Below are 11,497 nucleotides of genomic sequence, written 5' to 3'. Positions count from 1 at the left end.
AATAACGTAAACTTAGTTTACAATGTATTGGATGAATACCTCTATCTAATGTTTTGCAATTACTTTCTTCAAAAAAAGAAGAGCATGTTTAAGATTTTCTTTTTCCCACAAAAAGAAGAATCTCAACATGCTCAAATATAGCAATAAGAAATAGTCGCTTGTAAACTCTAATTCGAAGAAATGATTAGTTTTTCTAGTTTATCCAAATTCTTCCATTTGGAAGAAGACAATTTAAATTTTCTAGTTTTGTAACCTACTCCAGGCTTATAACATCTTACAATTAAAGAATAATACGTCCTAGTAGCTTGTATATGTTCTACCTTACAAATGTACTTGTGAGATAGAAACAGGAAGTTCGTTTTAAAAACGAGGTTACAATTTTCAATGGTAATTTCTTTCAAGTAGAAGATCTTTTTCCTCAAACTGATGATGCATAAAAGAATACCACCTATAAGACATAGTAGTAGGTATTGATTTATTGCATTAAACATTACCGTTAGACTTACGATACCCATTACATTCATCCCCGCAAGAAATGTAAAAAAGATATCTACACTTTTAATATCGTGATCTGAGTTCCTGATGAAAGTTTTCATTGTCGTCTGTTTTTTTGAGATAGCTTTAGTTACTGCCTCCCTAGAAATTTGTAACAATGCTATGTTCCGTCTTTTCTCAAAAGTAGTAGGTCAAAAACGAAACTAAAAACTATTTTTTTGAAAGAAATCTTTTGTCACTTTTTATAAAAATGATCGTTTATTCAATAAAGGCTAACTAAATTTAATGTACTGTAAATAATAGGTGAAAAAATTGATACAAATGTGTCTATTTATTGTAATTATGGTGTTTTTAGAGTTGCAAATAGTGACATTAGGGGGTAAAAATGTAAGGTTTTACCCATTATAATGAACATGTTTATGATGATTTGATATAATTGTTGTGAAAGAGAGTAAAAAATTATTGTCATTTAAATAATACACTTAAACTAACTTTTTGCTTACTTTCTTTTATTCAGACTGTTTTAATTATGTAATTTCTCATGTACTTTTGAAGTTTAAATTCAATTACATTAAAACCAAAATGATCAATCAAAAGTTATTTACTTTCATCCAATTTATAGCGATAGTATTCACCTTATTTTTCCTTAAAACCAATACAGTCTACGCTCAATTATTACATCATAATCATCAACATTTTACGGAACAAGATACGCTTAGAGGAAGTATCACTCCTGAAAGAGCATGGTGGGATTTGAGATATTATCATCTAGCGATTGAGGTCGTACCTGAAAAGAAATTTATTATTGGTTCAAATACCATTGAGTATACTGTCTTGGAGGAATATCAAGTATTGCAAGTGGACTTACAGGAACCTTTGATGATTACAAAGGTGATGCAAGAAGATGAAGATTTGAAGTTTGAGAGAAATGGCAATGCTTTTTTCATCCATCTCTCCAAAAAACAAATCGTAGGAGAAACAAATAGTATTGTGGTATTTTATGAAGGACACCCTAAAGAAGCCGTGAAAGCACCTTGGGATGGAGGTTTTACTTGGTCTAAAGATGAAAATGGTACTGATTTTATTGCAACTTCTTGTCAAGGTTTAGGCGCAAGTGTTTGGTGGCCTTTGAAAGATCATATGTATGATGAGGTAGATTCTATGAAAATCTCCGTGGAAGTTCCTCAACATTTAATGGATGTCTCCAATGGGCGTTTGATTAAGGTAGAAAAGAATAGAAAGAAGAAGACGTTTCATTGGTATGTGGACAACCCCATCAATAACTATGGTGTGAACGTCAACATTGGAGACTACGCTCATTTTGATGATAGCTATGATGGAAAAAAGGGAAAACTCTCTTTGGATTACTATGTTTTGAAGCCTAATGTCGAAAAAGCAAAAGTTCAGTTTCAGCAAACGAAACAAATGCTTGAAGCTTTTGAACATTGGTTTGGACCTTATCCATTTTATGAAGATGGTTTTAAACTGGTAGAAGTGCCGTATTTAGGGATGGAACATCAAAGTTCAGTGACATATGGTAATAAGTTTCAGAATGGTTATTTAGGTAGAGATTTAAGCCAAACAGGTTGGGGTTTAAAGTTTGATTTTATCATAATACATGAGGCAGGACACGAGTGGTTTGCCAATAATATTACTGATAAAGACATAGCAGATATGTGGATTCATGAGAGTTTTACAGCTTATTCTGAATCACTTTTCTTAGACTATTTTTATGGGAAAGAAGCAGGGCAGGAGTATGTGAGAGGGACACGCTTTAATATTCAGAATGATGTTCCTATAATTGGTATTTATGATGTAAATTCAGAAGGTTCTGGTGATATGTATTACAAGGGATCAAATATGTTGAATATGATCCGACAGATACTGGATAATGATGCTTTATGGTTAGAGATGATGAGAGGGTTGAACAAAACTTTCTACCATAAAACAGTAGATACCAAAGAAATAGAGGATTATATGATAGTGAAACTAAAGAAAAACTTATCTCCAATTTTTGATCAATATTTAAGAACTAATATAATTCCCACTTTTGAATATAGAGTTTTTGAGGATCAAATAATGTATCGTTTTACAAATTGTAATACTGATTTTGAAATGGAATTGGATATTAAAATCAATGGAAAACCTCAACGCATAATAGTAAAGAATAAGTGGCAGGAAATGCCTTTGGAAAAGGATTTTGAAGGGTTAGAAGTGAACCCCAATTATTATATTTCAATAATGGAAATAAAATAGGATAGAAAATACTTGAACGTACTTCTCATACGTTCACCTGATCTAAGTTTGTAGACGTTAAGGAATACAAGAAAAAAAGATCAGTAGATGAGATGCTCTGTCATGCAGGGCATCTCTTTTTTTCTATTTTCCCTTTTTCAAAACTGCCACACCATAAAATCTATTGACACTATCTCCTAATTTACTAGTAACTATATCATTAAAGGATGTAATGCTTTCCACCTGTAAATTCGTATCAGCCACTAAATCTCGAATAGCCTGATCATCATACAGTGTGAATTTATCCCTTACGAAAGGTAGTTTTTCCATAAAACTTTTCTGAGCAAAACTAATGATACAACTTCCCCCAACTTTCAGCACCTTTTCAATTTCTTTGATAAAAAGATGAGGAGCGGACCAGAAGTAAATATTGTTGACACTTAGAACAAAGTCAAAAGTATTGCTTTTAAAAGGGATGACTTGCCCTTCATAGAGTAAAAACTTCGCTGTGGTATCAGTATAGTTTTCATTACAATATTGCCACATTGTTTCAGAAATCTCTAAACCTGTAAACTCGATATCCTCTGCTTTCTCTAGAATTTTATATAAATGACCGCAGTTTCCATGACCGAGTTCAAGTATTTTATCTTGATTTTGAATATCCATCGCCTCAATACCACTTAGCGTCATATTGATATTGGACTCATTCATGATATTTCCAACATTGATTCCGTTGTCTCCTTCAGGGCAACTCAATTGCTTTTCGAGTTCTTGTAACTCTTCTTCCGTTAGTTTTTCCATTATTATTTATAAAGTTGGAGTGTTTGCTGTTATCAAAAATCCTTATCGTTTGATAACAAGATCAATTTAAAAGTAATGTAAAGCTATAGGAATATTTTGAATTGTGTGTTTATACAATGTTAAAAGGGGCTTTCTCATGTGTTTATTGTTAATACAAACGAATGGAGTTTCTAATTATGGAAACTAAATATCATATTTGTGTCATAAGTTTCTAAAAGAGGAAACAAGTAGATTTGAAATATTAATTTTTGTTGAGGGAAATAGCAATATTTATGATCACTTGATATTGAGTTAGTTTCAATATCAGTAAAAATAACGTTGATTATGAAGGTTGTATCATTTATTGATTCTTCATGTTAATGCAGTTGGTATTTTTTTTTAATATATGAAATAAAGATGTTAATGAATTTCATTAAGTTTCTTTATTAGGAAACTAATTATCATCTTTGCATTGTTAAGTTACTTCATCGGAAGTGAAATTTTTATTTCAAGAATTAATAAATTGGGATAAAAATTAAAATTGTGATTTAATCGTATTATTTTTGTTTCTGAAATTGGAAACTAATTTAACCTTAAATCAATAAAGAAATTAGAATGGATAAAAAAGTAGCATTAGAACAGTTTGTGGCAGCACATAAATTTGACGGGTTACCGCCATTGGCCGTTAGAATTATCGGAGTATTTTATATCTCAAATGAAAAGTACCTGACATTTGATGATATTATTGAGTTGGCTGATTCTTCAAAAGGTGCGGTGAGTAAAATGCTTAAAGTATTGATTGCTGTTCGAAGAGTGAACTTTATCCAAGATCCAGCTTCATCACGTAAGCGTTTGTTTTATTTGGATGCTCATGGAGTAGAAGAGTACATTAAACTAGTTGTGAATGGCTTGATGGATCAAAATACACAAATCAGAAGGTTGAGCGAGTTTAGAACTTCTGACAGTGATAAAGAAATCGATGAATTGATTGATAAAACAATTCAGTTTAACTCGGATGTAATCACTTCTCTTTTAAAGCTCAATGTTAAACATTATAAAAAGAAATAGTCTTTAAAATTATTAATAATCACTTGCTGTATCTTTGTGGTATCAAATAGAAACGAGACTAAAACTAAAACCAAATGAAAAACGAAATTGTATTTTGGGTAAAACGTTACCTTCCGATGGCTGTAATTTCAATTATTGCCATAGTACTCACAAATTAGTAATAGGATTATTAATAATGTTCTGTGTATCAATAATTCAGTTTTATAAGCTGATGATACACAGAGCATCATAATTCGAAGTTTAGTCATCAAAAATAAAATCTTAATTCTTTTCAACCTCTTCTTGTCTTAACTGAGACATGAAGTGAAAACTTATTGCCTTTTAGTTTCCTATTTTGGAAACTTAATATTAATCTCTATCATGAAAAATTTACTACTATTCATTTTTATTGTTTGCTACAGTTCCGTTTTAATGGGGCAAGACCAAATCAAAATTGGCGTTTTAGCCGAAAAAGAATCTTTACAGTCAGATGCTTTAGGTATGACCATGAAAGATGAAATTTTGTCGCTTTTAGGACATCAATATCATGTTGTATTTACTGAAGCAGTTTTTAATAGTTATGATCCAACGCTTGCAAAAACGCAATATGATAGCCTTGTAGCCGAAGATTGTGATATGATTATCGCTTTTGGTCCTACCAATGCGTTGATGTTTTATGAGGAGAACATTACGTTTGAAACTCCAACGATCTTGGCAGGGTTTGTCAATCAGGATTTTGTAGAATTATCTAGCCAAAACGAAACTTCAGGCATTGATAACTTTACTTACTTTATTACTCCTTTCTCAATGAAAGGTGATGTAGAGTCGTTCTATTCGTTAGCTAATTATAAGAACTTGGGAGTTGTAGTGGATGATTATCTTATTACTTCTTTTCCAATAGAACAAAAATTGGATGAAATTTTCGCTGAAATGGATGCGGAATATACATTAATTCCAGTCCATGAAACGACATCATCTTTAGAAATTCCAGCAGGGGTAGATGCGGTTTATTTTAGTAGTACTTCTCAGTTAGGAGAAGAGGGTTACCAGAAGATCATCAATCAAGTAAACGAGTTACAACTTCCATCTTTATCGGGGTACGGAGTTAGAGATTTAGAGTTGGGTGTGATGGCTACCAATCAACCAAATATCAATTTTAATCAGATTTTTAGAAGAATAGCATTGACGATTGAAGCGGTAACAAGAGGTCAAAACTTATCAGAATTACCGATAGAAATTGATTATGAAAATGGAATGACAATCAACCTTGATGTAGCGGAGTTTGTGGGTATCAATTTCAAGAATAGCGAAATCGTAAAGTACAACTACATGCAATCGAACTTCAAAGGTGAAGAGCACCGCTTCTCATTAAAAAGTTTAATGAGCATCATGCTTCACCAAAACTTAGCGTTGGAAGCAGAGCGAAAATCCATTGATCTTAAAGGTCAAGAAGTTCGATTGTCAAAGTCGAATTACTTGCCAGAAGTGGGTGTAAATGCAGGTGGTACTTATGTGAATGCGGAGATGGCAGAGTTGTCTTTCGGTCAGAACCCAGAGTATAGTATGACAGGAAATGTACAATTGAAACAGACTATTTACTCTGCGGATGCTTCAGCGAATATTAAAATGGCCCAACTATCATTAGAAGCTCAGAGAGAAGATTTTAATGCTTTTGAATTGGATCAAGTATTGGAAGTTGGGATGGCCTATTACAACACTTTAATCTATGAAGCCAACAAAAGTATTCAACTGAAAAACCTTCAGCTAACCAAAGAAAATTTAAAATTGGCAGAAGAAAATCTTCAAATGGGAGTGGGAGGAAAATCTGATGTATTAAGGTTCCAAAGCCAATTGGCTCAAAATACGCAAGGTATGATTGAAGCCAAAAATACAGTTGCTCAATCGTATTTAGCATTGAATAAATTATTGAACCTGCCAATGGATGAACGTTTAGTTTTGGAAGACAGCTTACTGCTTGGAGTACAAGAACAAAATGAAGCGTATGAGCAATTAATTGAATTGTTAGATCAGCCCAATGAACGCTTTTTATTGACGGAGTTCTTGATCCAAGAGGCGTTGACCAACTCTCCTGAATTGATGAGTTTGCATTACAACAAAGAATCTGTCGAGAGGAACTATAAGTTGAATAAAAATGGTCGTTTTATTCCAACAGTCGCTTTACAAGGACAATACAATCAGTTTTTCTTAAGAGAAGGAGCGGGGACAACAATGCCTGCGGGTTTTCCAAGTGTTCCATTGAACAATTACAATGTAGGTTTGAATATTTCTATTCCAATCTTCCAACAAAATACAAGAAACATCAACCAGCAGAAATCAAAAATTCAGATGGAAAAGCTGACTGTTCAGAAAAATGATTTTGAGCAGGACATGGAAAGAATGGTCTATGACAATATCATTGCTTTGATTAATGAATTGACCAATATCGAAATCTCAAAAGCCAACAAGGTAGTGGCAGAAGAGAACTTAAAAATTTCTCAGAGTGAATACGCTAACGGCATTATTCCAGTGATTCAGCTGATAGACGCTCAAAATAATCTTTTAGAAAATGAGTTGGCATTTATCACTGCACAATACAACTACTTTATGGTTTCACTTCAAATCCAAAGAGCGATTGGTTACTATTTTCTATTAAACTCAGAAGAAAACAACCAAGCCTTTTATGCTCGTGCTACACAATTTATCCAAAATAATTAATCATCCTATATCAATCAAAATCATGAAAAATACTACAATTTTATCTTTGCTATTCGCTGTTTTCATTTTCATTTCAGCTTGTCAAAAAGAAGAAAATCAGAAAGAAGAGACATATAGAAGTGTTCGTTATTTAAAAGTAGGAAATACTACTTTGAGTAATAATACAACCTACAGCGGGAAAGCTTCTGCGGATCAAGAAATGGAGTTGAGCTTTAGAAATAATGGCATTATCACAAAGAAATTGGTGAAGGTGGGACAAAAGGTGAAGAAGGGAGAATTATTGATGCAATTAGACAATATTCAAGCTCAACTTTCTTACGAGCAGTCATTGGCGTCTTTAAAAGCGGCGAAATCTGAGATGTACACTGCCAAATCAGAATATGAAAGAGGGCGCAAATTATATGAACAAGGCAATTACACTTTAAGTAAGTACGAGACGGTGAAAAACACTTTCGAAAATGCTTCTAATCAATTGACATCAGCAGAAAGAAAATTAGCCATCGATCACCAACAAATTCTCAACGGATACATTTATGCTCCAAAAGATGCAGTGGTGGCCGAGGTCAATGCAAATATCAATGAAACAGTAAGTTCAGGTCACAAAGTAATGGTCTTGAATGCAGGAAACGAGATGAATGTGATTGTGGGAGTGTCGGAAAGTACTATCAATGAAGTCAAAAATGGAATGGGTGCGTTTCTCAACTTTAAGTCAATTGCTCAAAAACTAAAAGGTGAAGTGATAGAAGTATCGCCCATTTTAAATCAGGAAAATGCCACTTTCCCAGTGAAAATTAGAATCAATAATCCTACAGCTTCTATCCATCCAGGAATGGCTACTGAAGTGAAATTTGACATGGGAGATTTGGCTTCTGAATATAACATTGTCTTGCCTTTGAGTGCTATTGGTGAAGACGAGCACGGCAACTTTGTCTACACTATTGAAGACCATAGTGATGAATTAGGGGTGATCGGAAAGCAATACATCAAAGTAGGTGAATTGACGGACGAAGGCATCCTTATCAATGAAGGTGTAGAACAAGGTCAGATGATTGTGACTGCTGGCCTGCATACACTGATCAATGGTCAAATCGTAAAGCTTTAATCTTTCTCTCACCTCAATAATTCATCAATCAAAATGGTAAACTTCGCAAAATTCTCCATCGAAAAGAACCGTATTGTTCTTAGTATTTTAGCCGTGGTCATGATCATGGGAGTCGTTTTCTACCAATCTTTATCAAGAGACAGTATGCCTCCATTTACGGTAAGAGTAGCCACAATTGTTGCTTCTTTTCCAGGGGCTAGTCCAGATAGAGTGGAGGAATTAGTAACGGACAAAATTGAAAAAGTAGCTCAAGAATTACCAGAACTAAAGAAAGTAACAAGTGATTCAAGAACAGGTCTTTCAGTGGTTACGGTAGAGTTGAAAATGGAGGTGACACCTGAAGATTTACAAGACGTTTGGGATCGTTTGAGAAGAAAATTGGACCGTATGTCAGACCTTCCTTCCAACGTTCATCCACAATTACAAGATGATGGAATTGGCGAGGTATTCGGTATTGCTGTCGGCATCACAAGTGATGGTTTCTCTTATGCTGAAGTCAAAAAATATGCGGATCAACTGAGAAATGACTTGATTAGTTTGGAAGATGCGGCCAAAGTAGAGATCAATGGAGAGCAAGAGGAGAGAGTATTTATCAAGTTTGATAATGCAAAATTGAAAACCTATGGATTGACTTCAAGCAGTTTGGAGCAAATGATCAGTGCTACAAACATTTTGAATACAGGTGGTGAAATCAATGTTCAAAATGAGAGAATTGTGTTAGAACCTTCCGGCAATTTTAATCATGTAAAAGACATCCGTAATATGCTGATTCCTGTAGGAAACAACGGCAATGTAATATTGCTATCAGATGTAGCAACAATTGAAAAAGGTTATATCTATCCGCAGAAACAGATTGTAAAAATCAATGGAAAGAAAGGTGTTTCATTACATATTTCATTAAAGGAAGGAAGAAATATTTTGAGCCTAGGAAAAGAAGTAGATCAAGTTTTAGCAGAGTACGAAGAGCAATTACCAATTGGTTTGGAAGTATTGAGATTGTCTTCTTTAGATCATTATATTGATCATAAAGTAACAGATTTTGAAGGCAATTTAATTCAGTCTGTAGTGATTGTTTTAGCCGTGATGTTGATCTTTTTAGGCCTAAGAACAGGGTTAGTGATTGCCAGTTTAATTCCAATGGTGACAATTGCCACATTTATGGTGATGGGTTTATTCGATTTAGGAATCAACCAAATTTCATTGGCGGCATTAATTATGGCTTTAGGGATGATGGTGGACAACGGGATTGTGGTCGCGGAATCCATCATGGTGAAAATGGAAGAAGGAATTGAGGTGAAAAAGGCGGCGATTGATTCCGTACAAGAATTATTTTATCCTTTATTAATCTCCACTTTGACTACATCTGCAGCATTTTTATCTTTCTATATGGCAGAGTCAATCATGGGAGACATTATGGGACCGATCTTCTCTGTTATTTCAATTGCATTGATTTCTTCATGGCTGATTTCATTGAGTATCATCTCCTTGTTATGTGTGTACTTTTTGAAAGTAAAACCAAACGGAGAGCAGAAAAAGAAGTTCTTAGATCGTATGATTGAGGCTTTAAAATTGGGTTATCATCAAGTGATTTTGATCTCTTTGAAATACAAGAAAACAGTTGTGACAGGAGTTTGTGTGATGTTTGTGGCCTCGATTTTAGGTTTTGGCTTATTGGAAGTATTATTCTTCCCTGATAGCGATAGAAATATGATCACGATTGATATCAATTTACCGCAAGGTTCAAGAATCGAATCTACTCAAGAAGTGATCCAAGAGTTGGAAGGTTTTTTCAGAGAAGAATTAATGGTCAATGATCATAGAAATGAAGGAATTACATCGTGGACTTCATTTATTGGAGAAGGTCCTTCGTCTTATGATTTAGGGTATACTGCAGATGAGCCGAACGCCAATTATGCACACATTTTGGTCAACACTTCAGATCAATTGATCAATAATGCATTAATTAAAAAGATTGACGAATACAGCTTTTTACACTTCCATGATGCTGATGTAAAAGCAGGTTTGTTAGGAGCTGGAAGTGGTGGAGCACCCATCGAAATCAAAGTTTCAGGAAATAATCCAGACCAATTACAGCAAATTGCGACAAGCATCAGAGCAGAGTTATCGAAAGTAGAAGGCACTAAAAACGTAAAAGACGATTGGGGACCGAAAGGTAAAAAGTTTGTAATTGAAATCGATCAAAGTAAGGCACAATCGGCAGGGATGACCAATCAAGATATTGCCGTGTCATTACAAACAATTTTGGATGGTTTTCAGACGGGCGAATTTAGAGAAGATGAGAAGTCAATTCCAATTTTATTGCAGAGTATTGAAAGTTCTGATTTGTCATTGTCTGCTTTAAAAACGGCCAATGTTTACAGCCAAAACACAGGAAAAAGTGTTCCATTAAATCAGGTTGCTGAGATTGTTCCGGTGTGGCAGTACACACAGATCAAAAGAGAGAATTTGAAGCGTACAATCACGGTAGAATGTGAGCTGACAGAAGATGGAAATGCCAATACAATCATGACAGCGATACAGCCTTGGTTGGATCAAGAACAAAAGAATTGGGGAGCGGGATATTCTTACTCTTTGGGAGGAGATGCTGAAGAAAGTGCAGAGAATATGGGGGCCGTTTTCGTTTACTTACCCTTATCAGCGTTCATCATCGTGATGCTACTGGTGATGCAGTTCAATTCTTTCAGAAAAATGACCATCATTCTTTTGACCATTCCATTGGGTGTTATCGGTATGGTACTCGGCTTGTTGGTTTTCCAAGTTCCATTCGGATTTATGGCTTTCCTTGGGATTATCTCACTGGCAGGAATTGTAATCAACAATGCCATTGTACTGATTGAGAGAATAGAGGTAGAAGAAAAGGAATTGAAAAAAGCACCTTTGCAAGCCGTTATTGATGCGTGTTTACAGCGATTCAGACCCATTATTTTAGCCACTTTCACCACTGTACTAGGACTTATTCCATTGTATTTAGGGGGTGGAGCAATCTGGGAACCAATGGCAGTAACCATCATGGTCGGATTGATGTTTGGAACCATCATCACCTTGATTTTTATTCCCGCTTTGTACAGTATTTTATTTAAAGTGAAGTAATCAAGATAAGTA

General features: G+C 34.5%; 6 protein-coding genes. 5 read left to right on the top strand and 1 reads right to left on the bottom strand.

Going from position 1 to position 11,497, the window contains the following annotated elements:
* The first annotated feature begins 1,077 nt into the window (after positions 1 to 1,077).
* Positions 1,078 to 2,751, top strand: a complete 1,674-nt coding sequence (locus PL77_RS26310) for a M1 family metallopeptidase (RefSeq protein WP_052444751.1) — start codon at positions 1,078 to 1,080, stop codon at positions 2,749 to 2,751.
* Positions 2,752 to 2,874: 123 nt separating this feature from the next.
* On the opposite strand, the gene PL77_RS26305 is transcribed toward PL77_RS26310, so the two are convergent.
* Positions 2,875 to 3,531, bottom strand: coding sequence for a class I SAM-dependent methyltransferase (locus PL77_RS26305; protein WP_044211884.1), 657 nt, complete (start codon positions 3,529 to 3,531; stop codon positions 2,875 to 2,877).
* 594 nt (positions 3,532 to 4,125) lie between these two features.
* On the opposite strand from PL77_RS26305, the gene PL77_RS26300 reads away from it, so the two are divergent.
* The 4 genes from PL77_RS26300 (at position 4,126) to PL77_RS26285 (ending at position 11,485) form a co-directional block, all read left to right on the top strand.
* The gene (locus tag PL77_RS26300) at positions 4,126 to 4,578 is read left to right on the top strand and encodes a MarR family transcriptional regulator (RefSeq protein WP_044211883.1); all 453 of its coding nucleotides are present in this window, start codon (positions 4,126 to 4,128) and stop codon (positions 4,576 to 4,578) included.
* Positions 4,579 to 4,938: 360 nt separating this feature from the next.
* A complete protein-coding gene (locus tag PL77_RS26295) occupies positions 4,939 to 7,272 on the top strand; it encodes a TolC family protein (RefSeq protein ID WP_082026747.1) in 2,334 nt (777 codons plus the stop codon).
* A gap of 22 nt (positions 7,273 to 7,294) precedes the next feature.
* The gene (locus PL77_RS26290; RefSeq protein WP_044211888.1) at positions 7,295 to 8,374 is read left to right on the top strand and encodes an efflux RND transporter periplasmic adaptor subunit; all 1,080 of its coding nucleotides are present in this window, start codon (positions 7,295 to 7,297) and stop codon (positions 8,372 to 8,374) included.
* A 33-nt stretch (positions 8,375 to 8,407) separates the two neighbouring features.
* Positions 8,408 to 11,485, top strand: coding sequence for an efflux RND transporter permease subunit (locus PL77_RS26285; protein ID WP_044211878.1), 3,078 nt, complete (start codon positions 8,408 to 8,410; stop codon positions 11,483 to 11,485).
* Positions 11,486 to 11,497: the final 12 nt, after the last annotated feature.

The sequence above is a fragment of the Flammeovirga sp. OC4 genome, assembly GCF_000812565.1.
Taxonomy (GTDB): Bacteria; Bacteroidota; Bacteroidia; order Cytophagales; family Flammeovirgaceae; genus Flammeovirga.
The sequence above is the reverse complement of the archived record's forward strand: the minus strand, read 5'-3'. Positions and strand labels throughout refer to the sequence as shown.

Excerpts from the sequence above, each read along its gene's own strand:
- PL77_RS26310 (WP_052444751.1), top strand. The coding sequence starts at position 1,078 with ATGATCAATCAAAAGTTATTTACTTTCATCCAATTTATAGCGATAGTA.
- PL77_RS26305 (WP_044211884.1), bottom strand. The coding sequence starts at position 3,531 with ATGGAAAAACTAACGGAAGAAGAGTTACAAGAACTCGAAAAGCAATTG.
- PL77_RS26300 (WP_044211883.1), top strand. The coding sequence starts at position 4,126 with ATGGATAAAAAAGTAGCATTAGAACAGTTTGTGGCAGCACATAAATTT.
- PL77_RS26295 (WP_082026747.1), top strand. The coding sequence starts at position 4,939 with ATGAAAAATTTACTACTATTCATTTTTATTGTTTGCTACAGTTCCGTT.
- PL77_RS26290 (WP_044211888.1), top strand. The coding sequence starts at position 7,295 with ATGAAAAATACTACAATTTTATCTTTGCTATTCGCTGTTTTCATTTTC.
- PL77_RS26285 (WP_044211878.1), top strand. The coding sequence starts at position 8,408 with ATGGTAAACTTCGCAAAATTCTCCATCGAAAAGAACCGTATTGTTCTT.